25 protein-coding genes are annotated in these 25,798 nt (G+C 64.4%); 19 read left to right on the forward strand and 6 right to left on the reverse strand.

The features are described 5' to 3' along the window. The first annotated feature begins 85 nt into the window (after positions 1-85). Together K289_RS0103975 and K289_RS0103980 are read left to right on the forward strand one after the other, a co-directional pair. On the forward strand, positions 86-3,322 hold the full coding sequence (locus K289_RS0103975) for a bifunctional cytochrome P450/NADPH--P450 reductase (RefSeq protein ID WP_027550293.1): 3,237 nt from the start codon (positions 86-88) through the stop codon (positions 3,320-3,322). 134 nt (positions 3,323-3,456) lie between these two features. Continuing rightward, a complete protein-coding gene (locus K289_RS0103980; protein WP_027550294.1) occupies positions 3,457-4,131 on the forward strand; it encodes a spermidine synthase in 675 nt (224 codons plus the stop codon). A 38-nt stretch (positions 4,132-4,169) separates the two neighbouring features. Here the strand turns inward: K289_RS0103980 and K289_RS0103985 are convergent, their stop codons facing one another. After that, on the reverse strand, positions 4,170-4,634 hold the full coding sequence (locus tag K289_RS0103985; RefSeq protein WP_027550295.1) for a nuclear transport factor 2 family protein: 465 nt from the start codon (positions 4,632-4,634) through the stop codon (positions 4,170-4,172). 130 nt (positions 4,635-4,764) lie between these two features. After that, entirely contained in the window at positions 4,765-5,685 is a 921-nt protein-coding gene (locus K289_RS0103990) for an alpha/beta fold hydrolase (RefSeq protein ID WP_027550296.1), read from the reverse strand. A 171-nt stretch (positions 5,686-5,856) separates the two neighbouring features. Between K289_RS0103990 and K289_RS0103995 the strand changes: the two genes are divergently transcribed. The 16 genes from K289_RS0103995 (at position 5,857) to K289_RS0104070 (ending at position 20,093) form a co-directional block, all read left to right on the forward strand. Continuing rightward, entirely contained in the window at positions 5,857-6,237 is a 381-nt protein-coding gene (locus K289_RS0103995; protein ID WP_027550297.1) for a hypothetical protein, read from the forward strand. Continuing rightward, positions 6,234-7,316, forward strand: coding sequence for an alpha/beta hydrolase (locus tag K289_RS0104000; RefSeq protein WP_027550298.1), 1,083 nt, complete (start codon positions 6,234-6,236; stop codon positions 7,314-7,316). Before K289_RS0103995 ends, K289_RS0104000 begins: the two co-directional genes overlap by 4 nt. Further along, positions 7,313-7,906, forward strand: a complete 594-nt coding sequence (locus tag K289_RS0104005; protein WP_027550299.1) for a GNAT family N-acetyltransferase — start codon at positions 7,313-7,315, stop codon at positions 7,904-7,906. Before K289_RS0104000 ends, K289_RS0104005 begins: the two co-directional genes overlap by 4 nt. Positions 7,907-8,130: 224 nt before the next feature. Then, a complete protein-coding gene (locus K289_RS0104010) occupies positions 8,131-8,583 on the forward strand; it encodes a phasin (protein ID WP_027550300.1) in 453 nt (150 codons plus the stop codon). A gap of 169 nt (positions 8,584-8,752) precedes the next feature. Next, a complete protein-coding gene (locus K289_RS0104015) occupies positions 8,753-10,039 on the forward strand; it encodes a DUF445 domain-containing protein (protein ID WP_027550301.1) in 1,287 nt (428 codons plus the stop codon). A 185-nt stretch (positions 10,040-10,224) separates the two neighbouring features. Continuing rightward, positions 10,225-10,995: a triacylglycerol lipase gene (locus K289_RS0104020; protein WP_027550302.1), complete on the forward strand. Its 771-nt coding sequence runs from the start codon at positions 10,225-10,227 to the stop codon at positions 10,993-10,995. A gap of 189 nt (positions 10,996-11,184) precedes the next feature. Then, on the forward strand, positions 11,185-12,051 hold the full coding sequence (gene paaX / locus K289_RS0104025; RefSeq protein ID WP_027550303.1) for a phenylacetic acid degradation operon negative regulatory protein PaaX: 867 nt from the start codon (positions 11,185-11,187) through the stop codon (positions 12,049-12,051). A gap of 75 nt (positions 12,052-12,126) precedes the next feature. Continuing rightward, positions 12,127-13,119 carry a 1,2-phenylacetyl-CoA epoxidase subunit PaaA gene (paaA, locus tag K289_RS0104030; RefSeq protein WP_027550304.1) on the forward strand — a complete coding sequence of 331 codons (993 nt, stop codon included), beginning with the start codon at positions 12,127-12,129 and terminating at the stop codon, positions 13,117-13,119. 10 nt (positions 13,120-13,129) lie between these two features. Beyond that, complete coding sequence (gene paaB / locus K289_RS0104035) at positions 13,130-13,417, forward strand: 1,2-phenylacetyl-CoA epoxidase subunit PaaB (protein WP_008136594.1); 288 nt, start codon at positions 13,130-13,132, stop codon at positions 13,415-13,417. A 143-nt stretch (positions 13,418-13,560) separates the two neighbouring features. Beyond that, positions 13,561-14,337, forward strand: a complete 777-nt coding sequence (paaC, locus tag K289_RS0104040; protein WP_027550305.1) for a 1,2-phenylacetyl-CoA epoxidase subunit PaaC — start codon at positions 13,561-13,563, stop codon at positions 14,335-14,337. Next, on the forward strand, positions 14,331-14,834 hold the full coding sequence (gene paaD / locus K289_RS0104045; protein WP_027550306.1) for a 1,2-phenylacetyl-CoA epoxidase subunit PaaD: 504 nt from the start codon (positions 14,331-14,333) through the stop codon (positions 14,832-14,834). The genes paaC and paaD overlap by 7 nt, the downstream gene beginning before the upstream one ends. A gap of 135 nt (positions 14,835-14,969) precedes the next feature. Beyond that, positions 14,970-16,052: a 1,2-phenylacetyl-CoA epoxidase subunit PaaE gene (gene paaE, locus K289_RS0104050; RefSeq protein WP_027550307.1), complete on the forward strand. Its 1,083-nt coding sequence runs from the start codon at positions 14,970-14,972 to the stop codon at positions 16,050-16,052. Positions 16,053-16,107: 55 nt separating this feature from the next. Further along, positions 16,108-16,557, forward strand: a complete 450-nt coding sequence (gene paaI / locus K289_RS0104055; RefSeq protein ID WP_027550308.1) for a hydroxyphenylacetyl-CoA thioesterase PaaI — start codon at positions 16,108-16,110, stop codon at positions 16,555-16,557. Between the two features lie 42 nt (positions 16,558-16,599). Then, complete coding sequence (paaK, locus tag K289_RS0104060) at positions 16,600-17,931, forward strand: phenylacetate--CoA ligase PaaK (protein ID WP_027550309.1); 1,332 nt, start codon at positions 16,600-16,602, stop codon at positions 17,929-17,931. A 96-nt stretch (positions 17,932-18,027) separates the two neighbouring features. Further along, positions 18,028-19,032, forward strand: a complete 1,005-nt coding sequence (locus K289_RS0104065; protein WP_027550310.1) for a zinc-binding alcohol dehydrogenase family protein — start codon at positions 18,028-18,030, stop codon at positions 19,030-19,032. A 2-nt stretch (positions 19,033-19,034) separates the two neighbouring features. Then, entirely contained in the window at positions 19,035-20,093 is a 1,059-nt protein-coding gene (locus K289_RS0104070; RefSeq protein WP_027550311.1) for a YeeE/YedE family protein, read from the forward strand. On the opposite strand, the gene K289_RS0104075 is transcribed toward K289_RS0104070, so the two are convergent. After that, the gene (locus K289_RS0104075) at positions 20,072-20,989 is read right to left on the reverse strand and encodes a DMT family transporter (protein WP_027550312.1); all 918 of its coding nucleotides are present in this window, start codon (positions 20,987-20,989) and stop codon (positions 20,072-20,074) included. The genes K289_RS0104070 and K289_RS0104075 overlap by 22 nt on opposite strands. A 100-nt stretch (positions 20,990-21,089) precedes the next feature. Here K289_RS0104075 and K289_RS0104080 point away from each other — a divergent pair, with 100 nt between their 5' ends. After that, a complete protein-coding gene (locus K289_RS0104080) occupies positions 21,090-22,520 on the forward strand; it encodes a PLP-dependent aminotransferase family protein (RefSeq protein WP_198024660.1) in 1,431 nt (476 codons plus the stop codon). Between the two features lie 10 nt (positions 22,521-22,530). Here the strand turns inward: K289_RS0104080 and K289_RS0104085 are convergent, their stop codons facing one another. Genes K289_RS0104085 through K289_RS0104095 form a run of 3 tightly spaced genes read right to left on the reverse strand, consistent with a single transcriptional unit; the run spans position 22,531 to position 25,787 of the window. Beyond that, entirely contained in the window at positions 22,531-23,754 is a 1,224-nt protein-coding gene (locus K289_RS0104085) for a bifunctional alpha/beta hydrolase/OsmC family protein (protein WP_027550314.1), read from the reverse strand. 26 nt (positions 23,755-23,780) lie between these two features. Further along, positions 23,781-24,446, reverse strand: coding sequence for a sulfite oxidase-like oxidoreductase (locus K289_RS0104090; RefSeq protein ID WP_027550315.1), 666 nt, complete (start codon positions 24,444-24,446; stop codon positions 23,781-23,783). An 18-nt stretch (positions 24,447-24,464) separates the two neighbouring features. Continuing rightward, positions 24,465-25,787, reverse strand: coding sequence for an MFS transporter (locus K289_RS0104095; RefSeq protein ID WP_027550316.1), 1,323 nt, complete (start codon positions 25,785-25,787; stop codon positions 24,465-24,467). Positions 25,788-25,798: the final 11 nt, after the last annotated feature.

Raw genomic sequence — 25,798 nt, forward strand, 5'->3', positions numbered from 1 at the left:
GCACGGTGACAGTCTGGATTGCGTCGTCGCAAGAGCTCCTTGCAATGACGAGGTTACTGACTGAGGCAGGGGGATACGCACGTCAATGTCATCCAAGAACCGTCTGGACCCGATTCCGCATCCGCCGACCAAGCCGGTGGTCGGCAATATGCTGTCGCTGGACTCGGCTGCGCCCGTGCAGCACCTGACGCGGCTCGCCAAGGAGCTCGGGCCGATCTTCTGGCTCGACATGATGGGCTCGCCGATCGTCGTCGTCTCCGGCCATGATCTGGTCGACGAACTCTCCGACGAGAAGCGGTTCGACAAGACGGTGCGCGGCGCGCTGCGCCGCGTGCGCGCAGTCGGCGGCGACGGCCTGTTCACGGCCGACACCAACGAGCCGAACTGGAGCAAGGCGCACAACATCCTGCTCCAGCCGTTCGGCAATCGCGCCATGCAGTCCTATCACCCGAGCATGGTCGACATTGCCGAGCAGCTCGTGAAGAAGTGGGAACGGCTCAACGCCGACGACGAGATCGACGTCGTGCACGACATGACTGCGCTGACGCTGGATACGATCGGGCTGTGCGGCTTCGACTACCGCTTCAACTCCTTCTACCGGCGCGACTACCATCCCTTCGTCGAGTCGCTGGTGCGCTCGCTCGAAACGATCATGATGACTCGCGGCCTGCCGTTCGAGCAGCTCTGGATGCAGAAGCGGCGCAAGACGCTGGGCGAAGACGTCGCCTTCATGAACAAGATGGTCGACGAGATCATCGCCGAGCGGCGCAAGAGCGCGGAGGCCGTCGACGACAAGAAAGACATGCTCGCGGCGATGATGACCGGCGTTGACCGCTCGACCGGCGAGCAGCTCGATGACGTCAACATCCGCTACCAGATCAACACCTTCCTGATCGCGGGCCACGAGACCACCAGCGGCCTTCTGTCCTACACGATCTACGCGCTGCTCAAGCATCCCGAGATCCTGAAGAAGGCCTATGACGAGGTCGACCGCGTCTTCGGCCCCGACGTCAACGCCCGGCCGACCTATCAGCAGGTGACGCAGCTCACCTACATCACCGAGATCCTGAAAGAGGCGCTGCGGCTGTGGCCGCCGGCGCCGGCCTATGGCATTTCGCCGCTCAAGGACGAGACCATCGGCGGCGGCAAGTACAGGCTGAGAAAGGGCACCTTCATCACGATCCTGGTGACGGCGCTGCATCGCGATCCCAGCGTATGGGGTCCCAATCCCGATGCGTTCGATCCCGAAAATTTCAGCCGTGAGGCGGAGGCCAAGCGGCCGATCAATGCCTGGAAGCCGTTCGGCAATGGCCAGCGCGCCTGCATCGGCCGCGGCTTCGCCATGCACGAGGCCGCGCTCGCGCTGGGCATGATCCTCCAGCGCTTCCGGCTGGTCGACCATCAGCGCTACCAGATGCATCTGAAGGAGACGCTGACGATCAAGCCGGAGGGATTCAAGCTCAAGGTCCGCCCGCGCGCCGATCGCGAGCGCGGCGCCTATGCTGGCCCGGTGGCTGTGACGACGAGTGCCGGTACGGCCGCGCCGCGTGCCACGACGCGTCCCGGTCACAACACGCCGCTGCTCGTGCTCTACGGTTCCAATCTCGGCACGGCCGAAGAGTTGGCGACGCGTGTCGCCGATCTTGCCGAGGTCAACGGCTTCGCCACCAGGCTCGCGCCGCTCGACGACCATGCCGGCAAGCTGCCGGAGGAGGGCGGCGTCTTGATCTTCTGCGCCTCCTACAACGGCGCGCCGCCGGACAACGCCACGCAGTTCGTCAAATGGCTGCACGGCGACGCCTCGAAGGATGCGCTGTCCAAGGTGCGCTATGTCGTGTTCGGCTGCGGCAACAGCGATTGGGCCGCGACCTACCAATCCGTGCCGCGCTTCATCGACGAGCAGCTTGCGGCCCGCGGCGCGCGCAGCCTCTATGCCCGTGGTGAGGGTGACGCGCGCAGCGATCTCGACGGCCAGTTCGAAAAATGGTTCGCGGTCGCCGCGCCCGCGGCGATGAATGAGTGGGGGCTGACACAAAACTTCAGCCGCAGCGCCGACGACGAGCCGCTTTACAAGGTCGAGCCGGTTGCGCCTGGCGCCGTCAAGGCGGTCGCGGCGCTCGGCGGCACTGTCGCGATGAAGGTGCTGGTCAACGACGAGCTTCAGAACAGGAACGGTCCCAATCCGTCGGATCGTTCGACGCGCCACATCGAAGTGCAGTTGCCGCGGGGCACGAGCTACCGCGTTGGCGACCATCTCAGCGTGGTGCCGCGCAACGACCCGGCGCTGGTCGATGCGGTGGCGCGCCGCTTCGGCTTCCTGCCCGCTGACCAGGTCAGGCTCCAGGTCGCCGAGGGACGCCGCGCGCAATTGCCGACCGGCGAGAGTGTCTCGGTCGGCCAACTCCTGACCGATTTCGTCGAGCTGCAGCAGGTGGCAACGCGCAAGCAGATCCAGATCATGTCGGAGCATACGCGCTGCCCGGTGACCAAGCCGAAGCTGCTCGCCTTCGTCGGCGATGATGCGGAAGCCGGCGAGCGCTACCGAGGCGAGATCCTGGCGCAACGCAAATCGGTGTTCGACCTGCTGATCGAACATCCGGCCTGCGAGCTGCCGTTCCACGTCTATCTCGAAATGCTGTCACTGCTCGCGCCGCGCTATTACTCGATCTCGTCCTCGCCGTCGGTCGATCCCGCGCGGTGCAGCGTCACCGTCGGCGTGGTCGGCGGGCCGGCCGCCTCGGGCCGCGGCATCTACAAGGGCATCTGCTCGAACTATCTCAGCGATCGCCGTGCGGGCGATACGGTCTATGCGACCGTGCGCGAGACCAGGGCCGGCTTCCGTCTGCCGGATGATTCATCCGTCCCGATCATCATGATCGGCCCCGGCACGGGGCTGGCGCCATTCCGCGGCTTCCTCCAGGAGCGCGCGGCGCGGAAAGCCAAGGGTGCCGCCCTTGGTCCTGCGATGCTGTTCTTCGGCTGCCGCCATCCCGACCAGGACTATCTTTACAGGGAGGAGTTGAAGGCGCTGGAGGCCAGCGGCATCACGGAGCTCTTCACCGCGTTCTCGCGCGCAGACGGTCCGAAGACCTATGTGCAGCATCTGCTCGCAGCGCAAAAGGACAAGGTCTGGGCCCTGATCGAGCAGAGTGCGATCATCTACGTCTGCGGCGATGGTGGCAAGATGGAGCCCGATGTGAAGGCGGCACTCGTCGCGATCCATCGCGAGAAGAGCGGCAGCGATGCTGCCGCCGGCACGCGCTGGATCGAAAAGTTGGGTGCAGGGAACCGCTATGTGCTTGACGTCTGGGCGGGCGGCTAGCCGCAGATTGTGGATCGTAGGGTGGGTTAGCGAAGCGTAACCCACCACCTTCTATCGACAAGCGGAGTCCAAAGAGGTGGGGTACGCCTTCGGCTAACCCACCCTACGATTTCCGATCGTGCTAAAGCTCACGCATGATTCCCTGGGAAAAAATCGATACCGCCGCGATACCCGGCTCTGATGGCGAGCTTCGCCTGATGCGCCGCGGCAAGGAGTTCTCCATCAAGCTCGGCTCCAACGAGCTGATGAACAGCCGCCTGTCGGGCTCCGAAGCCGCGCTCGCGACGCTCGCGGCAAAGCACATCGAGAAGGTCGTCAAGCCGGTTGTCCTCATCGGCGGATTGGGCATGGGCTTTACGCTGCGTGCGGCGCTCGCCGTGCTCGGAAGCGAGGCGCAGATCATGGTGGCTGAACTGGTCCCTGCCGTGGTGGCGTGGGCGCGAGGACCGATGGCCGAGCTTTTCGGCAACAGCCTCAGTGACCCCCGCGTTGACATTCGTGAAGTGGACGTTGCGCAGCTGATCGAAAGGCATCCGCTCAGGTTCGATGCGATCCTGCTTGACGTCGACAATGGTCCGGAAGGTCTTACCCGCAAGGCCAATGACGCCTTGTACGATATCGCCGGGTTGAAGATAGCACACACCGCGCTGCGGCGCGGCGGAGTGCTCGCAGTCTGGTCGTCCGGGCCGCATCCGAATTTTTCACGGCGTCTTCGTACCGCGGGCTTCGAGGTCAACGAAATCAACGTCCGAGCCACCGGCAAAGGCGGTGGTGCGCGCCATGTGATCTGGATGGCGAGGAAGAGTTAGGCTGCGGCACACCTTTGCACGCCCGCCAGCTCCACTCGTCAGAACATCGTGTTGCTGTTTGCGGGATTGTCGGGAATGGCCTGCACCACGTCCCAGTGCTCGACGATCTTGCCGTTCTCCAGCTTGAAGATATCGACGATCGCGTTGCCCCTGGTGCTGGGCTCGCGAACCGCATGAACGTGCAGGATGACATAGTCGCCATCCACAAACGTGCGCTTGATCTCGCTGTGCGAGTTAGGGAATTTCTCGCGCAGGAAGCCGATGAACTTTCGGAAGCCGTCCGGGCCATCAGCTGCGTTCGGATTGTGCTGGACGTAACGATCGCCGACATAGGCAAGGGCTGCATCGGTGTCCTTTTGATTGAGGCCCTTCTCGTAGAAGGCAAGCACGGTCTTGCGATTGGCTTCCTCCTGCGCGTTACCGGCAATCGCGCCGCCGCTTGCGAAGGACAGCATGAGAATTGACGCGGCGATCATCGCGCCTGACCGGAAGATGAGATGCATGTGAACTCCAAGAGGCCGCTGCCTCTGTCTCTGGCGATCAACGGAGGTCTGTATAGCTTTCGCCCCGGTGCGCGGTAAGAGAGTATCAGCCAGCTCACATAGTTACCGTGAGGAGACCGCTCGCGTTGGTCTACGCCGCCTTGGCCGCTGCGCCCTGCGCGTGCTTGTCGATGGCGTCGATGATCTCGCTCCAGAACCGCATCGGCAGCGCGTGGCCCATACCCTCGATCATCAGGAGCTTTGCGCCCGGGATCGACGCTGCCGTGTCCTTGCCGCCTTCGGGCCGCACCAGGGGATCGACGGTGCCGTGGATCACCAGCGTCGGTGTCTCGACGGCGTAGAGCCGTTCCTTGCGGCTGCCGGAGGCGAGCACGGCGCGAAGCTGCCTCCCCACACCTGCCGGATTGAGTCCACGCGCGAACACGCGCTCGGCGCGGCCGGGATCGAGCGCCTCTTCTTCCGGAAAGGAGCCCGCACGCAAGAGTTTCCAGGTCTGCCCGAAGCGGACGATGAACTCCTCCTTGCTGCGCGGCGGCGGTGCCATCAGCATCGCGGCCGCCTCTCGCGTCGGCGGCGGCACGCGCGGATTGCCTGTGGTCGACATGATCGAGGTGAGCGAGCGAACGCGCTGCGGAAATGACAGCGTGACCTCCTGGGCGATCATGCCGCCCATGGAGGCGCCAACCAGATGAGCCGACTTGATGCCGAGCGCGTCCATCAGACCGACCGTGTCCTTGGCCATGTCGATCAGCCTGTAGGTGGCGGCCACCGGGATTTTCAGGAAGCGCAGCTTCAACAGCTCGAGCGGCGTCAGCCGCTTGCCGCCAGTCAGATGGCTGGACTTGCCGATGTCGCGATTGTCGAAGCGGATCACGCGAAAGCCGCGCGCGGCGAGCTGCTCGCAGAACCCGTCGTCCCAGTGGATCATTTGGGCACCCAGCCCCATGATCAGCAACAGCGGCTCGGCGTTGTCGTTCCCGAAGATCTCGTAGCAGATGTCGATGCCGTTGGCGCGCACGGTCTGCGGCGGCTGATGGGCGGAGGCGTTCACGGGCGTGTTCCTCTTGCAGGTAGACAGATGTTGTATCGCACGGTTTGCCGCTGCAAAGAAGCCGTGCGCGCGACACCAGATCGCCGCTTGCCCGTTGACCGGCCCGTCGCAACGGTGTGGTATGGAGGGAAAAGAAGGGCGCCAAAAGCCCTCGTGACCTGGAGGACGCCGATGACCGACAAGATGAACGATCCTGTCGCCCTGTGGCAGAAGATGATTGGCGAGATGGAGAAAGGCTTCAACTCGTTTGCCACCAAGGCGATGGAGACCCCCGAATTCTCGCAGGCCATGAACCGGGCCGGCGGCGCTGCTGCGGGTGCTCAGAAGCAGTTCGGCGATCTCATGGAGAAATACCTTCTTTCGATGAACCTGCCGAGCCGCGAGCAGATGACCGGCATCGCGGAGCGGCTGCAATCCATCGAGGGGCAGCTCGGCGAGATCAAGTCCATGCTGAGCCAGATGTCGGCCGCTTCTGGCGGGTCGCGGATCGGCGCCGCGCTGCGGCCGCCGCGGACCAAGCGCCCGCCCCCTCAAGGCGGAGAGCAAAAATGAACGCGCCGACGGGACTTGATTTCGCAGAGCTCCCGGAGCGCATCCAGACCGAGGTGCAGCGCGCCATCATGCGCAGCATCAAGGGCGTCGAATATTTCTCGACCTCCGGTCCGACGCTCGGCTCGACGCCGAAGGACGTGCTGCATTCGCGCGGCACGATGAGCCTCTATCATTACCGTCCGATGTCGGACGAGATCTACCGCGTCCCGGTGCTGATCGTGATGGCGACGACCAACCGCGGCTACATCCTCGACCTCGTGCCCGGCCAGAGCTTCATCGAATTCCTGCTCAAGCGCGGCTACGACGTCTACATGCTGGACTGGACCGCGCCGCGACCGGAGGAGAAGAGTCTTCGCATGGAGGACTATGTCCTCGACTTCATTCCGGATTGCGTCCGCCGCGTGCAGCAGGATTCCGGCGAAAAGGACGTCTCCGTCATCGGCTATTGCTTCGGCGGCGTACTGTCGCTGCTCTATGGCTCGATCGTCAATGACGGACCGATGAAGAACCTGATCTGCTTCACCACGCCGATCGATTTCCGCGAGATGAAGCTATTTTCCAATTTTTCCGACCGCCGCTATTTCGATGTCGATCGCCTCGTCGACAGCGTCGGCAACGTGCCGCCGGAGATGATCCTGTCGTCGTTCGAGATGCTGCGGCCGGCCTCGCGCACGGTGAGCCAGATCCAGCTCTGGGAGAACATCTGGAACGACGAGTTCGTGAAGTCCTATAGGATGTTCGACCGTTGGGCGACCGACACGCTGCCGCTGGCCGGCGAATACTTCCGCGCCATCACCAAGGACCTGATGTGGGACAACAAGCTGTTCAACGACACCATGTCGGTGGGCGGCCGCGCGGCGAAGCTCGAGAACATCAAGGTGCCGATCCTGCACGCGGTCGCCGAGCACGATCACATCGTGCCCTATGATGCCGCAAAGCACCTGATCTCGAAGATCGGGTCGGAGGACAAGGAGGAGGTGATGCTGAAGGGCGGTCACGTCTCCCTCGTCGCCGGCGCCAACGCGGTGAAGCGGCTGTGGCCGAAGCTGGACTCCTGGCTGGGGAAGAGATCGACATGAGCGTAGCACGTTCCTATCCGCGTCACGTCAAGACGGATGCCGGCGATATCGAGATCCGCCTGATGTCACCGTCGGATGAAGCCGCCGTACTCGCCTTCGGCAAGGCGTTGCCGACCCATGATCTGTTGTTTCTCCCGCGCAACATCAGCGAGCCGAAGGTGCTCTCGGCCTGGGTCAAGGAGATCGAGCGTGGCGCGATCACGAGCCTGCTCGCGGTCAGGGGTGGCACGGTCGTCGGTTGCGGCACCCTGGTGCGCGATCCGCACTCCTGGTCGCCCCATGTCGGCGAGATCCGCATGGTGGTCTCGCTCGACGTGCGCGGGAAGGGGGTCGGGCGGGCGCTGTCGCAGGAGACCTTTGCGCTCGCGCTCGGCGCCGGCCTCGAAAAGCTCTCCGTCCAGATGACGGTCGACCAGCAGGCGGCGATCGCGCTGTTCGAAAGCCTCGGCTTCAAGGCGGAGGCCTTGCTCCGGGACCATGTCCGGGATCTCGACGGCAAGACCCACGATATCGTCGTGCTCGGGCACAACATCGCGCAGGTCCAGGCCCAGATGGAGGCATACGGGCTGCCAGGCGCCGTCCAGCACTAAAGAGCGCGGTCCAGCACTCAAAGAGCCCTCAACGGACCTTCATGGCTAAAATGGTCAGGAAGGCATCAGGGATGCTTCTCGTTAAGGCTGTTCACGATTTCGTGATATCGCAGTGCAATACGAATATTGCATCGCACAATTAACTATGCCATATAAGCCGTGCCCCGGGCCAATCCGGACGGGGTGAGCCCATAGCTCAGACCAATGAGGATGGAGAGAACCCCATGACCACTGAAACGAACACCGCTTTCGAGGGCTTCAAGGACGCTTTCAAGAACATCCAGAACCTGGAAGTTCCCGAGGCCGCCCGCGAGTTCGTCAAGAAGACTGCCAACACTGCCAAGGACCGTGCTGCCGAGGTTTTCGCTGGCTCCGAGCGGGTGACCGCCGCCATCGAGAACGCGGTGACCGATTCCGTCACCGAGGCCGGCAAGATCAGCCGCAACGTCCAGCAGGCGATCTACGAGGACGCCGAGGCGTTCTTCTCCGGCATCGACAAGCTCGCGTCGGCCAAGTCGATCAGCGAAGCCGTCGAGATCCAGTCGGGTCTGCTCCGTGCCCGCGGCGAAGTGCTCGTCTCGCGCGCCAAGGCGACCTCCGACTATTTCGGCAAGCTCGCCGCCAACGGCGCAAAGGCCGCTCAGGACAATTTCGCCAAGGTCTACAAGACTGCGTGATTTGTACGTTGAGTTGAGAAACTGAATTTTTAAGGCCCGCTTCGGCGGGCCTTGTTTTTTGTGCGACCGTCATTGCGAGGAGCGAAGCAACGAAGCAATCCAGGGTCTTTCCGCGGGAGATTCTGGATTGCTTCGCTTCGCTCGCAATGACGGCTACTGTGACGCAGTCATGACCCCACCAAGCACCTTCTCCTTCGATGCCCCAGGCGACGCCGAACGCGCGGCCGAACTGCGCCGCGTCAAGGCGCTGGCGACGCTGGTGCTGGCCTCGACGCTTCTCCTCTTCGTGGTTGCGAAGTCGCTGTTGAATGTGCATCCGGTGTTCGGCTTCATCGCCGCCTTCGCGGAAGCCGCGACCATCGGTGGCCTTGCCGATTGGTACGCCGTGGTCGCGCTGTTCAAGCGGCCGCTCGGCCTGCCGATCCCGCACACCGCGATCATCCAGAGCAATCAGGCCCGCATCGCCGACAAGCTCGGTGAATTCATTCAGGTGCATTTCCTCGAGGCAGGTCCCGTCGAGGCCAAGCTGAAGGAGATCGATTTCGGCTCCTTCGTCGCGGACTGGCTGCGCGACCGCAAACGCAGCGACGATCTGGCGCGCTTTGCGCTGCGCCTGTTGCCGGAAGCTTTCTCCGCGACGGAAAGCTCGGGGCTGATGACCTTCATCATCCGCCGCATGTCGTCGCAATTGCAGGCGATCGATCTCGCCCCGCTTGCCGCCGGCACGCTGCGCGGCTTCGTTGCGGAGAGGCGGCACCAGGTGTTGTTCGACGATCTCCTGCGCGTGATGCACGACACGCTGACCGGCAAGGAGACGATGGCGATGATCCGCGAGAAGGTGCGCGCGGAGTTGCCGACCCTGCTCAGACTCTATCGCGCCGACAAATTCCTGGTGAACAAGATCGTGGCGTCGGCAACCGCGTTCTTCGAGGAAGTGCGCAGTGATCCCAAGCATCCGTTTCGCGGCGAGTTTGACCGCATGGTGCTGACCTTCGTCGATCGGCTCGGCACCGATCAGACTTACATCGACCGCATCGACGGGCTGAAGCGCGATCTGCTCGCACGTCCCGAACTCGCCGATCTGGCGCGCACCGTGTGGGCCAACACGCGCTCCTTCATCGAGCGCAGCGCGAGCGGTGAGACGCAGGTGCTGCAACATCATCTCGCCGGCATGTTCGTCGCAGCCGGCGAAGCGCTTGCCGGCGATGCCGAGCTGCGCGGTGAGATCAACAAGGGCCTGGTGACGGTGCTGCGCAGCTTCGTCGCCGACCAGAAGAGCGGCGTCTCGACCTTCATCTCCGACCAGGTCAAGTCGTGGAATATGACGCAGCTGATTTCGCTGATCGAAATCAACATCGGCCGCGACCTGCAATACATCCGCTTCAACGGCTCGCTGATCGGCGGGCTCGCCGGGCTTGCCCTCTACACCGGCGAATTCCTGCTGCGATTGCTGTGACTTTTGCATCACGGCCGTTAGCATTAACGCGCGCGCCTATTGTCGCGTGCTGCCTCTCCGGCTTGAATGTCGGGAACCGGCCGCCTAGCTGATTCATGTTGCGCTGCGGAACGTCCAAGAAGCCGGCGTATTGGAATTCATGTCCATTGCCGGCATCGCGGCCGGCACTTCCAGGGGAAACATTGATGACCGCTACTGCCCAGACGCTGAGCCCGCCGTCCCGCACCCTGATGTTTCTGGAAGGGCGGGCGATCCACGAGCTCGGCGCATTCCTCGGCGCGCTGCCGCTGCTCAGCCTCGCGCCCCGCGGCGATGGCCATCCGGTGCTGGTGCTGCCGGGCCTCGTTGCATCCGATATCTCCACCCGCCCGCTGCGCGCTTTCCTGAAGAGCAAGGGCTATGCCGTCAGCGGCTGGCGCCAGGGCCGCAACTATGGCCTGCGTCCGGGCGTGCAGCATGCCATGGTCGACCTCGTCGAGGAGCTGAGCGACACCCATGGCCGCAAGATCAGCCTGGTTGGCTGGAGCCTCGGTGGCCTCTATGCGCGCCAGCTCGCCAAGATGATGCCGGAGCGCGTGCGCCAGGTGATCACGCTCGGCAGCCCGTTCGCGGGCGACCCCCGCTCGACCAACGCCTGGCGCGTCTATGAATGGGCGAGCGGCCGCAAGGCCGACGAGGTCGACCCGCGCTTCGGCGGTGAGCTCGCTGTCCCGCCGCCGGTGCCGACCACCGCCATCTTCAGCCGTACCGACGGCGTCTGCGCGTGGCAGGGCTGCATGGAGAAGACGGGCGCACAGAGCGAGAGCATCGAGGTCGAGAGCAGCCATTGCGGCATGGGTCATCACCCGGCCGCTGTCTACGCGGTGGCGGATCGTCTCGCGCAGGAGGAGGGCAAGTGGCGGCCCTTCGACCGCAGCGGCTGGCGCAGCCTGGCGTATCCCGACCCGCATCGGTGAGCGGAGCGGGCTTGCATGGTTCGAGACGCGCGGCGTTGCCGCGCTCCTCACCATGAGGGTTGTGAGCGACTGATTCCGCGAAGCACACTGTCAGACCTCGTCCTGAGAGGGCGCGAAGCGCCGTCTCGAAGGATGACTGCCCTGCTGTCTCCATTGTCCCGCCCGCAGCAAACGCGCTATGCCTCGTGCATGGCGCATCCGCTTTCTCGCATCATCGACCAGCTCAAGCGCGAGCCGTCGCGCACCGGCTCCATCGTCATCACCGTGTTCGGCGACGCGATCGTGCCGCGTGGCGGCTCGGTGTGGCTTGGCACGCTGCTCGAATTCTTCGAAGGTCTCGCCGTCGACAGTAGCGTCGTGCGCACCGCAATGTCGCGCCTTGCGGCCGACGGTTGGCTGACCCGCGAAAAGGTCGGCCGCAACAGCTTTTACCGGCTCGCTGAGAAAGGGCGGCAGACCTTCGAGGCCGCCACGCGCCACATCTACGATCCGCCGCCGTCGAACTGGACCGGGCGTTTCGAGCTGCTGCTGATCGGCAATGGTGAGGGTCGCGACGCCTCGCGCGAGGCGCTGCGCAATGCCGGCTTCGGCAGCCCGCTGCCGGGCGTCTGGGTCGCGCCGTCGGGCGTGCCTGTGCCGGATGAGGCTGCCGGTGCCATTCGCCTCGAAGTCTCAGCCGAGGATGACAGCGGACGCCGTTTGCTCAGCGCGAGCTGGCCGCTGGATCGCACGGCTGACGCCTATCTCAAGTTCATGAAGATGTTCGAGCCGCTCCACGCAGCGATCGGCCGCGGCACGGGTTTGTCCGACGCCGATGCCTTCACCGCGCGGATTCTGCTGATCCACTACTACCGCCGCGTCGTGCTGCGCGATCCGCTGCTGCCGGACAGCCTGCTGCCGGGGGATTGGCCGGGCAGGGCCGCCCGCGAGCTCTGCGGCGAGATCTATCGCGCGCTGCTTGCCCCATCGGAACAATGGCTCGATGGCCATGGAACCAATGAAACAGGGCCGCTGCCGCCGGCGCGCAAGCTCCTCGAGCGGAGGTTCGGTGTCTGATTTTATGTTACAGAAATATCTTGCATGATCTAATTTCTGTTATATATTGCCTCCCAACCAAACGGGAGGATGCGCATGTATACGCAGGCGCTGAACACGGCCGAGGCCGAGGATCGCGGCCTCGAGGACGCGGCGAAGGCCACGCAGTTCCAGGCGCGCATCGATGCCGAGGAGCGCATCGAGCCGAATGACTGGATGCCGGCGGCCTATCGCAAGACGCTCACCCGCCAGATCTCCCAGCACGCCCATTCCGAAATCGTCGGCATGCTGCCCGAGGGCAACTGGATCACGCGCGCACCGAGCCTGCGCCGCAAGGCCGCGCTGCTCGCCAAGGTGCAGGACGAGTGCGGCCACGGCCTCTATCTCTATGCCGCCGCTGAGACTCTCGGTTCCTCGCGCGAGGAGCTGGTCGACGCCATGCTGGCGGGCAAGGCCAAATATTCCTCGATCTTCAACTATCCGACGCTGACATGGGCCGATATCGGCACCATTGGCTGGCTGGTCGATGGCGCTGCGATCATGAACCAGATCCCGCTGTGCCGTTGCTCCTACGGCCCCTATGCGCGCGCGATGATCCGCGTCTGCAAGGAGGAGTCGTTCCACCAGCGCCAGGGCTACGAGATCATGCTCACGCTATGCCGCGGCTCCGACGAGCAGAAGGCGATGGCGCAGGACGCGCTGAACCGCTGGTGGTGGCCGGTGCTGATGATGTTCGGCCCGCCGGACGGCGTCAGCCAGCACAGCGACACCTCGACGAAGTGGAAGATCAAGCGCTTCTCCAATGACGAGCTGCGCCAGAAGTTCGTCGACGCCACCGTGCCGCAGGCGCAATATCTCGGCCTCACCATTCCCGATCCCGGCATGACGCAGGATGCCGAGGGGCACTGGCGCTACAGCGAGATCGACTGGACCGAGTTCAAGCAGGTGCTCGCCGGCAACGGCCCCTGCAACCGCGACCGCATCGCCGCGCGCCGCAAGGCCCACGATGAGGGCAGCTGGGTGCGCGAGGCCGCAGCCGCTTATGCCGCCAAGCGCGCGCACCGTCAGACCGCACAAGCTGCGGAATAGGGAGATTACGATGGCCACGCCGAACACGCCGCTGTGGGAAGTATTCATTCGCAGCCGCAACGGGCTCGCGCACAAGCATGTCGGCTCGCTGCATGCGAGCGACGCGACCATGGCCTTGCAGGCCGCGCGCGACATCTACACCCGGCGCGGCGAGGGCCTCTCCATCTGGGTGGTGCCGTCGACCGCGATCACCGCGAGCGATCCCGCCGAAAAGGGCATGATGTTCGAGCCGGCGGAATCCAAGATCTACCGGCACCCGACATTCTATGAGGTGCCTGAAGAAGTGGGCCACATGTAGCGCTCTCTCTCATGGTGAGGAGCCGCGAAGCGGCGTCTCGAACCATGAAGGCCCGGGACCCTTGGCCCATCCTTCGAGACGGCGCTTCGCGCCTCCTCAGGATGAGGTCGGAACAAGCGGCAAGTGAACAGCGGATTGAAGCAATGGCCATCGCCAACATTCAGGTCTCCGAAACGCCGCTGGTGCTCTACACGCTGCGCCGCGCGGACGATGCGCTGATCCTCGGCCATCGGCTGTCGGAATGGTGCGGGCATGCGCCGATGCTGGAAGAGGACATGGCGCTCTCCAACATTGCGCTTGATCTCATCGGCCAGGCCCGCGAGCTTTACAGCTATGCAGCCAAGGCGGAAGGCAAGGACAACGACGAGGACAAATTCGCGTACTTGCGCGACGTCAGGCAGTATCGCAACCTGCTGCTGGTCGAGCAGCCGAATGGCGATTTCGCCCAGACGCTGGTGCGGCAGTTCTTCTATTCCGCCTTTGCCGATCTCTATTGGCGCGCGATGATGGCCTCGCGCGATGCGACGCTGGCTGCGATTGCCGCCAAGTCGGAGAAGGAGAGTGCGTATCACCTGCGCCATTCCTCGGAATGGATCATCCGGCTCGGTGACGGCACCGACGAGAGTCACGCCCGCGCGCAGGCAGCGATCGATCATCTCTGGGCCTTCACCGGCGAAATGTTTGCCGTCGACGACAGCGAGCGCGGCCTGATCGATGCCGGCGTTGCCATCGATCCGGCGGGATTGCGCGATCGCTGGCTGAAGACAGTGACCGGCATCATCAACGAGGCGACGCTCGCCTTGCCGCAAAACGACTGGATGCAGCAGGGCGGCCGCTCGGGCCGGCACAGCGAGCATCTCGGCCATCTCCTCAGCGAGCTGCAATCGATGCAGCGCACCTTCCCGGGTCTGACATGGTGACCGCGCTCGACAGCGACGCCGAGCTGCGCCAGCGCGCCTGGGATGCGGCGGCGAGTGTCGTCGATCCGGAGATCCCGGTGCTGACGATTGCCGATCTTGGCGTGCTGCGCGACGTCGCCCTGGATGGTGATCAGATCGAAGTCTTGATCTCGCCGACCTATTCGGGCTGTCCGGCCATGAACATAATCGCGCTGGAAATCGAGCTCGCGCTGGAACGCGCCGGCTTCCGGCAGCCGAAGGTGCGTACCGTGCTGTCACCGGCGTGGACCACCGACTGGATGAGCGAGGAGGGGCGCCGGAAGCTGCGCGCCTATGGCATTGCGCCGCCGCAAGCTTCCAGCTCACGTCGCGCGCTGTTCGGCGAGCAGGCGGTGGCGTGCCCGCAATGCGGCTCTGGCAACACCGAGCTCTTGTCCGAATTCGGCTCGACCTCCTGCAAAGCGCTCTGGCGCTGCAAGGCCTGCCGCGAACCCTTTGACTACTTCAAGTGTCATTGAGTGAATTGAGCACAATGCCAACCCCATCGTCATTGCGAGCGCAGCGAAGCAATCCAGACTATCTTCGCGGTGAGATTCTGGATTGCTTCGCTGCGCTCGCAATGACGCCGGTGAGCCAAACCTAGAGTGTTCTTCATGTCCGCAGCCGCACCACGCTTTCATCGCCTGGCCGTCAACGACCTCCGCCGCGAGGCGTCCGACGCCGTATCGATGACTTTCACCATTCCGGACGAGCTCGCCAACGATTACGCCTTCACGCCCGGCCAGTACCTCACGCTGCGCACCACGCTCGATGGCGGGGAGGTGCGCCGCTCCTATTCGATCTGCTCCGGCCCGGATGACGGCGAGATTCGCATCGCCGTGAAAAAGGTCGACGGCGGTGCGTTCTCGAGCTGGGCCGCGGACGAGCTGAAACGCGGCGACGAGCTCGACGTGATGACGCCGACCGGCCGCTTCGGCGCGATCCCGCCCGCAGAAGATGCGCGCATCCATGTCGGCTTTGCCGCCGGTTCCGGCATCACGCCGATCCTGTCGATCGTCAAGGGCGTGCTGGCGCGCGAGCCGAACAGCCGCTTCTTCCTCTTCTATGGCAACCGCGCGAGTGCCAACATCATGTTCCTGGAGGCGCTCGAGGAGCTCAAGGACCGCTTCATCGATCGTCTTTCCATCTTCCACGTCATCTCGGGCGAAGACCAGGACATCCCGATCCTGCACGGCCGGCTCGACGGCGAGAAGGTGAGGGTGCTGTTGCGCGCGCTGGTGCCGGCGGACAGCGTCGATCACGTCTTCATCTGCGGTCCTCTCGGCATGAGCCAGGAGATCGAAACAACCTGCCGCGATCTCGGCATCGCCGAGGACCGCATCCATGTCGAACGCTTCGTCTCCGAGTTCGGCGGCAAGCCGCGGCCGAAGAAGGTCGTCGCTGTGGATGCGCCGCCGAAGGCGATCGCCTCGCTGATCATCGACGGCAAGCGCCGCGACGTGCCGGTCGCCGAGGACGAGGCGATCCTCGATGCTGCACTGCGCGCCGGTGTCGATCTGCCCTTCGCCTGCAAGGGCGGCATGTGCTCCACCTGCCGCGCCAAGCTGGTCGAAGGCGAGGCGCCGATGGACATCAACTATTCGCTGGAGCCCTGGGAGCTGAAGGCCGGTTTCGTCCTCACCTGCCAGGCGAAGCCCGTCTCGGAGCGGGTGGTGGTCGATTACGACCACGTTTGACAGCCTTCGCCAGGCAGCAGAACATCATGGGAAAACATTCAGCCGGGAGGTGCGCGTGAACGTCAAAGCAGCCTTGTCGCCCGAAGACGTGGCTCGCGCCTGCGCCGACGCGATGTGGGCGGAGGACGATGCCTCAAAAGGCCTTGGCATGGAGATTGTCGAGATCGGTCCGGGTTTTGCGACGCTGGCGATGACGGTGCGCCCCGACATGGTCAACGGCCAGCGCATCGCCCATGGCGGCTTCATCTTCACGCTGGCCGACTCGGCTTTCGCGTTCGCCTGCAACTCACACAATGAGCGCGTAGTCGCGGCGCAAGGGCAGATCACCTTCATCAAGCCGGGCAAGCTCGGCGATCGCCTCATTGCGAAGGCGCGAGAGATCACCCGCGGCGGCCGTTCCGGCATCTACGACGTGCGCGTCACCGCCGGTGACACCGTCATCGCTGAATTCCGCGGGCATTCGCGTGTCATTCCCGGCACGTGGCTGCCGACGCAAGATCAATAAAGCGACTGATAAAGAAAAACGAACCAATGTGGGGAAACGAGGATGGCTCTGACCAGGCTCAAGGAAGGTGGCAGCACCTATAGTCCGGAGATGGACGCGCATGAGCGCGCGTCGCGCGACGAGATCATGGCGTTGCAGATGCAGCGCCTGGCCTGGTCGCTGAAGCACGCCTACGACAACGTCGCGCATTACCGCAAAGCTTTCGACAAGGCCGGCGTGCATCATTCCGACTTCCGCGCCTTGTCCGATCTCGCAAAGTTCCCCTTTACGGTGAAGACGGACCTGCGCGACAACTACCCCTTCAACATGTTCGCCGTTCCCCGCGAAAAGCTGGTGCGCGTGCATGCGTCATCCGGCACGACCGGCAAGCCGATCGTCGTTGGTTACACCCAGCGCGATATCGAGACCTGGTCGGAGGTGATGGCGCGCTCGATCCGCGCCGCCGGCGGCCGCAGCGGCATGATCATCCATAATGCCTATGGCTACGGCCTCTTCACCGGCGGGCTCGGCGTGCATTATGGCGCGGAAAAGCTCGGCTGTACCGTGGTGCCGATCTCCGGCGGCATGACCGAGCGGCAGGTGCAGCTCATCAACGATTTCCGCCCCGACATCATCACGGTGACGCCGAGCTACATGCTGGCGATCCTCGACGAGTTCAAGCGCCAGAAGCTCGATCCGCGCCAGTGTTCGCTCAAGGTCGGCATCTTCGGCGCCGAGCCCTGGACCAATGCGATGCGCGGCGAGATCGAAGAAGCCTTCGACATGGATGCGACCGACATCTATGGGCTTTCCGAGGTGATCGGCCCCGGCGTCGCGCAGGAGTGCATCGAAACCAAGGATGGCCTGCACATCTGGGAGGACCACTTCTATCCCGAGGTGATTGATCCCGAGACCGGTGCGGTGCTGCCGGACGGCGCGAAGGGCGAACTGGTCTTCACCTCGCTGACCAAGGAAGCATTCCCGGTGATCCGCTATCGCACCCGCGATTTGACGCGGCTGTTGCCGGGCACGGCGCGCCCTGGCATGCGGCGAATGGAGAAGGTGACAGGCCGCTCGGACGACATGATCATCCTGCGCGGCGTCAACCTGTTCCCAACCCAGATCGAAGAGCTGCTGCTCGCGACCGATTGGTGTGGCGGCCACTTCATCCTCGAACTGACCCGCGAAGGCCGCATGGACGAGCTGACGATTATTGCGGAGGCGCGGTCCGAATACTGGGACGGCCGGGGTCTCGTCGACCATGCCGATCGCATCTCGACTCACATCAAGAACACCATCGGCGTCACGGCGAAGGTGCAGGCGGTCGCGCCGGCCACGCTGGAGCGCTCGCTCGGCAAGGCCAGGCGGGTCTACGACAAGCGGCCGAAGGACTAGCTCTGGCCCCTTGTGACATGGGGCAGGGCACCCCGCGGCGGTTGACTTGGCGGTCGCGGAAGGCGACAAGGCCCGCGAGAAATCGTGGGTTTTTCGATGTCATCAGCCGATACCAGAGCCGTCGAGGCGCGCTGTGTGCGCCTCAATGCCAAGGCCGAGAACTCTGCCGCGCTCGCGCCGGTCGTCGAGCGCCATACGCTGGCTCGTGGCGCAGACGACGTGCTGATTGAGGTCAAGGCCGCTGCCGTCAACCCGTCCGATGTAAAGGCTGCGACCGGCCTGATGCCCTACGCCGTGTTCCCGCGCACTCCCGGCCGTGACTACGCAGGCGTGGTGATCGATGGTCCGGCCGGCACGATCGGCCGCGAGGTGTTCGGTTCCTCCGGCGATCTCGGCATTCGCCGCGACGGCACCCACGCCACCCATCTCATCGTCGAAGCTGATGCGGTGGTGGAGAAACCGAAGTCCGTCTCCTGGGAGGAGGCCGCCGGTATCGGCGTGCCCTTTGTCACTGCCATGGAGGGCTTTCGTCGCGCGGGGGTGCCGAAGAGCGGCGAGACCGTGCTCGTGTTCGGCGTCAACGGCAAGGTCGGCCAGGCGGCGGTGCAGATCGCGACCTGGCAGGACGCGCGCGTTATCGGCGTGGTGCGCAAGGCGGAGGCCTATGAGGGCCACACCAACGCGCCCACCGAGGTGATCGATGCCTCCGCCACCGATGTCGCCGCGCGCGTGCGCGAAGTGACCGGTGGCAAGGGCGCCGATATCGTCTTCAACACCGTCGGCGATCCCTATTTTCAGGCCGCGCACAAATCGCTCGCTCTTCGCGGTCGCCAGATCCTCATTGCGGCGATCGACCGCATCGTGCAGTTCAACATCCTCGAATTCTACCGGGGACAGCACACCTATGTCGGCATCGACACGCTCGGCCTGTCGTCGGCGGCAACCGGCGCGGTGCTGCGCGACCTCGGCCCCGGCTTTGCGAGCGGGCACCTGAAACCGTTCCCGATCAAGGCGAGTGCGATCTATCCGCTAGAGAGCGCCAAGGAGGCGTATACGGCTGTCGCCGGTTCCTCGCGCGATCGCGTGATCCTGAAGCCGTAGCTATGGAATCGTCCGCTCAACTCGTCATCTTTGCCGGCCTCGCCATCGGCCTGATCTACGGCGCCGTCGGCCTGCTCAGCGGCTTTTGCCTGATGAGCAGCATGCGCGGCTGGTTCGCGGAGGGAGATGGGCGGCTGGTGCGCACCTATGCGCTGGCGGTCGCGGTCGCAATCGCCGCAAGCCAGATCCTCGCCGGCGGCGGCACGGTCGATCTCGGCAAATCGATCTATCTGCAACCGACGTTCTCAGCGCCAGTGCTGTTCCTCGGTGGCCTCCTGTTTGGCTATGGCATGGTGCTGTCGAACGGCTGCGGTTCGCGCGCACTTGTGCTGCTCGGTCGCGGCAATCTCCGCTCCTTCGTCGTCGTCATCGTGCTCGGCATTGCCGCCCAGATGACGCTCAAGGGACTGATCGCGCCGGCGCGAATCGCGCTCGTTCAGGTCTCGCAGGCGTCCGCGAACTCAAACTCGCTGCCGTCGTTGCTGGCAACGCTTGGTCTCGGCGAAACCATTTCGCGCACGCTGGCTGCCGCGACAATCGTCGTCGCCCTGATGCTCTTTGCTTTCGCCCACGCCGGTTTTCGGCGTTCGCCGGGGCAGATCGCGGCCGGCATCATTGTCGGTCTCCTCGTTGCCGGCGGCTGGTTCGTCACCGGCTATCTCGGCGCCGATGATTTCAATCCGGTTCCGGTCACCTCGCTCACCTTCATCGCGCCGATCGCGGATGCGCTGCAATACGCGATGCTCTCGACGGGCCTGACGCCGAACTTCGGCATCGCAACCGTTGCCGGCGTGTTCGCCGGCAGCCTCGCAACGGCGCTTGCTAGCGGCCGCTTCAAGCTCGAAGGCTATTCCTCGCCGCGCCAGATGTTGCGCTCGGGCAGCGGCGCGGCGCTGATGGGCATCGGCGGGGTGATGGCGTTCGGCTGCTCGATCGGGCAGGGGCTCACTGGCTTGTCGACCCTCGCGCTGGCCTCATTCGTCGCAGTCGCCGGCATCCTGCTCGGCACCGCCGTAGGCCTGCGCGGCGCGCTGCGCGTTCAGCCTCTCGCGGTGGCCTGACCGCGCAGAGGGCGGTCGGCCAGCGTGGCAACGCCGATGCCAGCGACGATCAACGCGGCCGCGACGGCAAGGCTGATGTCGATAGGTTCGCCGAGCAGGATCGCGGCGCTGGCGATGCCGACAATCGGCGTTCCTGTGGTGCCGAGCGACGTGGTCAGGGCCGAGATGCTCTTGTTGACCATCGACATCGCCCAATAGGCCAGCACCGTTCCGATCAGGCCCGAATACAGGAACAGTAGCACGAGCCGCGATGACCATTCGACGTGCGGCAGTCCGTCCGTGATCGTCGCCGTGATCGTCAGCACCACCGTCGCCACGAGCACTTGCCAGATCAGGAGCTGGAGCGGGGACGCGATCCAGCGATGCGAGCGCAGATAGATGATGTTCGCGGCCCAGCAAATGGCCGCGAGGATCACCATGCCGGCGCCGAGCACGACATTGACGTTGGTCCAGTCGATCGAGGACGGGTTCAGGATCACGGCGAGGCCGGCAAGTCCGAGGAGTGCGCCGCCGAGCTTCGGTGCGGTCAGCGCGTCCTTCCCGAGCAGCGGCGCCGCGAGCGCGACCCAGAGCGGAGTCGTATAGCCGAGCACGATGCCCTTGCTGGCGGGAATGAAGCGCAGGCCAGCGGCGGTCAGCGTCGAGAACAATGTCATGTGCAGCAGCGCGACGCTCAAGATCACGGGCACGTCGTGACGTTCCGGAATGACGAGGTTGTCGCTCGCGCGCAGGATCACGAACAGGCCGACGAGCGCGATCCAGCTCCGGATCGCCGCGCTCCACAGCGGCGGCACGAACTGTACCAGCTGCTTGGTCACCGACCAGTTCACGCCCCAGGCCAGGACGACGATCAGGAACAGGCCGATGGCCGCGCGAGGTGACAGGGAGGCGTTCATTGCAAGATCCTTGAAGCGGCGTCGTCCGGCAGATAGCATCGCAATTGGCACCAAAAAAAGTGCCAGATTGGAAAGAAACAAGGTGCCAGTTTCCGATGCGATGATCTCCGGGCTGATCGTGCTGGAGCGATCCGGCGACGATGGGCTGGTGGCGCAATTGACGAGCCAGCTCCGGCGTCTCATTGCGAGCGGCCGGCTCGGCAAGGGCCGTGTGCTGCCGTCGAGCCGCCGGCTAGCAAGCGATCTCGGTGTGTCGCGCAACACCGTCAGCTTTGCGTTCGAGCAGCTCGCTGCCGAGGGATATCTGGAGATGTCCCACGGGCGACGTCCGGTTGCGATGATCGATGGCGCCGAACGCATCGAGCGAGTTGGCGCTGCCGCGTCGCGCGTGCAGCCTGGCAAGCCCCGGCTCTCGCCCTGGGCCTCGAAGCTGCGCGAGACGGATTGGCCGATGTCGTATCTGGCGCCGCTCCGCCCCTTGAGGCCTGGCCATGCGGATGCCCGAGAGTTTCCGAACGAGATCTGGGCGCGCTGCCTGCGCCGCAGTGCCGTGCGTGCGGGGAAACGTGAACTCGGACCGGTGAACCGGCCGCGCCTGCGCGAGGCGCTGGCGCACTACCTCGCGACCAACAGGGGCGTGCGCGCGGCAGCGGAGCAGATCATGATTCTGCCGAGCGCGCAGGCTGCGTTGACCTTGATTGCAGCTACCCTCATCACGCCCGGTGACGAGGTTTGGGTCGAAGATCCCGGCTATCCCGGCGCTGCGGCCGCCTTCCGCGCTTCCGGTGCGCGCGTGATCGGCCTCGGGCTGGATGAGCAGGGCATGCAGCGGGTGGTTGGAACGGCCGCGCCAAAGCTCATCTTCATGACGCCGTCGCACCAGCATCCGACGGGTCGATTGATGTCGCTTGCCCGTCGCAGCGAATTTCTCGCTGCATGCCGGCCGGGCAAGACCTGGATCATCGAGGACGATTACGACGGCGAGTTCCACTATGACAGTCGGCCGGTGCCGTCCTTGCAGGGGCTCGATACGCTCGGCCGCGTGTTCTACGTCGGCACCTTCTCGAAAGTGATGACCTCAGATATCCGCCTCGGATACCTCGTCGCGCCGCCGGCCCTTCGCGATACGCTGGGGATCGCGCAGCGGCACATCGGACTGATCGCAGCCAGCAACATCCAGGAAGCGCTGGCGGAGTTCATCGCCGACGGGCACTTCCTCGCGCATCTGCGCCGGATGCGCCGGCTCTACCATGCGCGGCGCGATCACCTCGTCGGCGAGATGGAACGCCGCCTCGGCGATTTTCTCGAGGTCGAGGCGCCCTCAGGCGGCATCCAGCTCATTGCGCGCCTCAAGCGCGGCAGCGCAGATCGTACGGCGGTCAAACGGCTGGTCGAGGCCGGGGTCGAGACGCGAGCTCTGTCCAGCCTCTCGCTCGGCCGACCGCGCGACCACGGCCTATTGCTCGGCTTCGCGGCATGGCGCGAGAGCGAGATCAGCGCGGCCGTGCGGACGATGGCGTCCTGCTTCTAGAGTGGTTACCTCACTCCGCAGCCTTCGTCACGATACGGATCTCCGAGGTCAGGGTCCGGTGCACCGGACACTTGTCGGCGATCTCCATCAGCTTCTTGCGCTGCTCGACGTCGAGCGTGCCTTCCATCGCAATCACGCGATCGATCTGGTCGAGCATGCCGTCGCGCGTCTCGCACTCTGCGCAGTCCTTTGCGTAGATCTTGGAATGCTTCAGCGTGACGGTGACACGGTCGAGCGGCAGCGACTTGCGGTCGGCATAGAGCCGCATCGTCATGGAGGTGCAAGCGCCAAGTCCGGCCAGCAGGAAATCGTAGGGCCCGGGGCCGGCATCCTCGCCGCCTGCAGCAACCGGCTCGTCCGCCACCAGGCGATGTGGTCCGACCGAAATGGTCTGGTTGAACTTGCTTTTGCGCGTCTCCTGCACCACCACCTGGCGCGGCGCCTCGGCGAGATCCATCGCCTTTGCAGGCTTGGCCGTGTCGATGTAGCGGCTCGCCCAAGCTGTGATCACGTCGGCCGTATAGAGTGCGTCCGCGGGCTTTGTGAGCAGATGATCGGCATGATCGAGCGAGACGAAACTCTTGGGGTGCTTTGCCGAGATGAATATCTTGGTCGCATTGTCGATGCCGACGGTGTCGTCGACCGGCGAATGCATCACCAGCAGCGCCTTGTGCAGGCCGGTGATGTCCTTCATCAGCTCTTGCTCGACGATGTCGTCGAGGAATTCGCGCTTGATCCGGAACGGGCGCCCTGCGAGCGACACTTCGACCTCGCCCTGCGCGCGGATCGCGTCGACATGATCCTTGAACAGGCCGGTGACGTGCGCAGGATCGGAGGGGGCGGCGATGGTCGCGACGGCCTTGGCCTCCGGAATTTTGCCTGCCGCCGCCAGGATCGCGGCGCCGCCGAGGCTGTGTCCGATCAGCATCGACGGCGCCTTGCGGGTCTCGCGCAGGTGGTCGGCGGCATGGACGAGATCGGCGACGTTGGAGGAGAACGTCGAATTGGCGAAGTCGCCCTCGCTGGAGCCGAGGCCGGTGAAGTCGAAGCGCAGCACCGCGATGCCCTTGGCCGCGAGCGAGACCGAGATGCGCTTGGCTGCCAGCGTATCCTTGCCGCAGGTGAAGCAATGCGCGAACAGCGCGTAGGCCGCCGGCTCGCCGTCCGGCAGCTCCAGCGCGGCCGCAAGCTGATGGCCGCCTTCGCCCTGGAATTGGAAGCGTTCCGTAGCCATGGGCTCTCCCCCGTTCTTCGTGAACTCTAATCGCTCGAATAGCGCTGTTCGGCCCAGGGATCGCCGCGGTTATGGTAGCCGCGGACTTCCCAGAAGCCGGGCGCGTCCTCGGTCAGGAATTCGATGGCCTGGAGCCATTTCGCGCTCTTCCAGAAATAGAGATGCGGCACGACCAGCCGCACCGGGCCGCCGTGCTCGTCCGTCAGAGGCTCGCCCGACCAGGTATGGGCGAGCAAAGCATCCTCGGCTGCAAAATCCTCGAGTGCGAGATTGGTGGTGTAGCCGTCATAGGAATGCAGCACCACGAAGCGTGCATCAGCGCGCGGTTGGCAGATGTCGAGCAGCTCGCGCGTTGCGAGGCCTTCCCACTGATTGTCGTAGCGGGACCAGGTCGTGACGCAGTGGATGTCGGAGGTGAACTGCGCCTGTCTTTGGGCGGCGAATTCCGCAAAGGTCCAGAACACGGGGTTGTCGACCGCGCCATAGACGTCGAGCCGCCAGCGCTCGCGCGAGATCTCCGGTGAAAGGCCGAGGTCGAGCACCGGCCAGTCCCTGGTGAGGTGCTGGCCAGGAGGCAGGCGCTGGTCCTCCGGGCGGGTCATCCTGCCGGTGAGGAAGCGGCCCTCGCGCGCCCATTTCTCCTTGGTGCGCGTCAGCTTGCTGTCGGGCGGCGGCTCGTTGTCGTCGGCCATTGGTTACTCGTGACTGGGCTACTCGTGGCGATGCATCGCGGAGGCATGCTTGGTGTCGCGCATCGTAGCATAGATGATCAGCGAGATGCAGATGATGCCGCTGAGGTAGAAGTAGAACCATTCCTCGTGCCCGATGGTCTTGAAATAGAGCGCGATCGCCGGCGCCGTGCCGCCGAAGATCGACACCGTGATCGCATAGGGCAGGCCGACGCCGAGGGCGCGGACATTGGTCGGGAACAGCTCGGCCTTCACCACCGCGTTGATCGAGGTGTAGCCAGCCACGAACAGCCAGGCGGCGCAGATCAGGATAAAGGCCATGAACGGCGATTTGGCCTCCTTCAGCGTCATCAGCAGCGGAACGGTCGCGAGCGTGCCGGCGACGCCGAAGAAGATCAGGAGCGGCTTGCGTCCGATCTTGTCGGAGATCGCGCCATAGATTGGCTGCAGGATGGTCGCGAAGATCAGGGTGCCGAAGATCACGAAGGTTGTCTGGTCCTCGGTCAATCCGACCGAGAGCTTGACGAAGGTCTGCATGTAGGTGGTGAAGGTGTAGAACGCCGCGGTGCCGCCGGCGGTCAGGCCCATCACCAGCAACAGCTCGCGCGGATATCGCAGCAGGTTGGTGATCGAACCGGTCGGCTTCACCACCTTCTTGGCTTCCTCGAACGCCTCGGTCTCGTGCAGGCCGCGCCGCATCACCGCGGCGAAGATCGCGAGCGCCGCGCCAATCGCAAACGGGATGCGCCAGCCCCAGGCCTTCAGCTCTTCCGGGGTGAGGAAGACCTTTTGCAGCAGGAGCAGCACGATGATCGCGGTGAGCTGGCCGCCGATCAGCGTGACGTATTGAAAGCTTGAATAAAAGCCGCGACGTTTGGGATCGGCGACCTCGCTCAGGTAAGTTGCGCTGGCGCCGTATTCGCCGCCGAGGCTCAGGCCCTCGATCACGCGGGCCAGCGCCAGGATCACCGGGGCGGCAAAGCCGATCGTGGCATAGGTCGGCGTCAACGCGATGATCAGCGAGCCGAAGCACATGAAGACGACCGACAGCGTCAGCGAAATGCGCCGGCCGAAATGGTCGGCGAGGTAGCCGAAGAACCAGCCGCCCAAGGGGCGCATCAGGAAGGTCGCCGCGAACACGACGGCTGCGTTCAATTGCTGGACGACGGGATCGTTGCCGGGGAAGAAGGCCGGCGCGAAATACAGGGCGAACGCCGTATAGGCGTAAAAATCATACCATTCGACGAGATTGCCGATCGAGCCGATGAAGATCGCCTTGATCCGCCGCTCGGCGTCGGCGATGTCAAATTGCTCGGAGGCCGGTTTGATTGCTTGCTCTGTCATATCCGGCCTCT

The organism is Bradyrhizobium sp. Cp5.3, from assembly GCF_000426265.1.
In the GTDB taxonomy this organism is placed as follows: Bacteria; Pseudomonadota; Alphaproteobacteria; order Rhizobiales; family Xanthobacteraceae; genus Bradyrhizobium; species Bradyrhizobium neotropicale.

Bases quoted from the DNA above. Each gene is read 5' to 3' on its own strand.
- K289_RS0103975 (WP_027550293.1), top strand. From the start codon at position 86: ATGTCATCCAAGAACCGTCTGGACCCGATTCCGCATCCGCCGACCAAG.
- K289_RS0103980 (WP_027550294.1), top strand. From the start codon at position 3,457: ATGATTCCCTGGGAAAAAATCGATACCGCCGCGATACCCGGCTCTGAT.
- K289_RS0103985 (WP_027550295.1), bottom strand. From the start codon at position 4,634: ATGCATCTCATCTTCCGGTCAGGCGCGATGATCGCCGCGTCAATTCTC.
- K289_RS0103995 (WP_027550297.1), top strand. From the start codon at position 5,857: ATGACCGACAAGATGAACGATCCTGTCGCCCTGTGGCAGAAGATGATT.
- K289_RS0104000 (WP_027550298.1), top strand. From the start codon at position 6,234: ATGAACGCGCCGACGGGACTTGATTTCGCAGAGCTCCCGGAGCGCATC.
- K289_RS0104005 (WP_027550299.1), top strand. From the start codon at position 7,313: ATGAGCGTAGCACGTTCCTATCCGCGTCACGTCAAGACGGATGCCGGC.
- K289_RS0104010 (WP_027550300.1), top strand. From the start codon at position 8,131: ATGACCACTGAAACGAACACCGCTTTCGAGGGCTTCAAGGACGCTTTC.
- K289_RS0104015 (WP_027550301.1), top strand. From the start codon at position 8,753: ATGACCCCACCAAGCACCTTCTCCTTCGATGCCCCAGGCGACGCCGAA.
- K289_RS0104020 (WP_027550302.1), top strand. From the start codon at position 10,225: ATGACCGCTACTGCCCAGACGCTGAGCCCGCCGTCCCGCACCCTGATG.
- paaX (WP_027550303.1), top strand. From the start codon at position 11,185: ATGGCGCATCCGCTTTCTCGCATCATCGACCAGCTCAAGCGCGAGCCG.
- paaA (WP_027550304.1), top strand. From the start codon at position 12,127: ATGTATACGCAGGCGCTGAACACGGCCGAGGCCGAGGATCGCGGCCTC.
- paaB (WP_008136594.1), top strand. From the start codon at position 13,130: ATGGCCACGCCGAACACGCCGCTGTGGGAAGTATTCATTCGCAGCCGC.
- paaC (WP_027550305.1), top strand. From the start codon at position 13,561: ATGGCCATCGCCAACATTCAGGTCTCCGAAACGCCGCTGGTGCTCTAC.
- paaD (WP_027550306.1), top strand. From the start codon at position 14,331: ATGGTGACCGCGCTCGACAGCGACGCCGAGCTGCGCCAGCGCGCCTGG.
- paaE (WP_027550307.1), top strand. From the start codon at position 14,970: ATGTCCGCAGCCGCACCACGCTTTCATCGCCTGGCCGTCAACGACCTC.
- paaK (WP_027550309.1), top strand. From the start codon at position 16,600: ATGGCTCTGACCAGGCTCAAGGAAGGTGGCAGCACCTATAGTCCGGAG.
- K289_RS0104065 (WP_027550310.1), top strand. From the start codon at position 18,028: ATGTCATCAGCCGATACCAGAGCCGTCGAGGCGCGCTGTGTGCGCCTC.
- K289_RS0104070 (WP_027550311.1), top strand. From the start codon at position 19,035: ATGGAATCGTCCGCTCAACTCGTCATCTTTGCCGGCCTCGCCATCGGC.
- K289_RS0104075 (WP_027550312.1), bottom strand. From the start codon at position 20,989: ATGAACGCCTCCCTGTCACCTCGCGCGGCCATCGGCCTGTTCCTGATC.
- K289_RS0104080 (WP_198024660.1), top strand. From the start codon at position 21,090: ATGATCTCCGGGCTGATCGTGCTGGAGCGATCCGGCGACGATGGGCTG.
- K289_RS0104085 (WP_027550314.1), bottom strand. From the start codon at position 23,754: ATGGCTACGGAACGCTTCCAATTCCAGGGCGAAGGCGGCCATCAGCTT.
- K289_RS0104090 (WP_027550315.1), bottom strand. From the start codon at position 24,446: ATGGCCGACGACAACGAGCCGCCGCCCGACAGCAAGCTGACGCGCACC.
- K289_RS0104095 (WP_027550316.1), bottom strand. From the start codon at position 25,787: ATGACAGAGCAAGCAATCAAACCGGCCTCCGAGCAATTTGACATCGCC.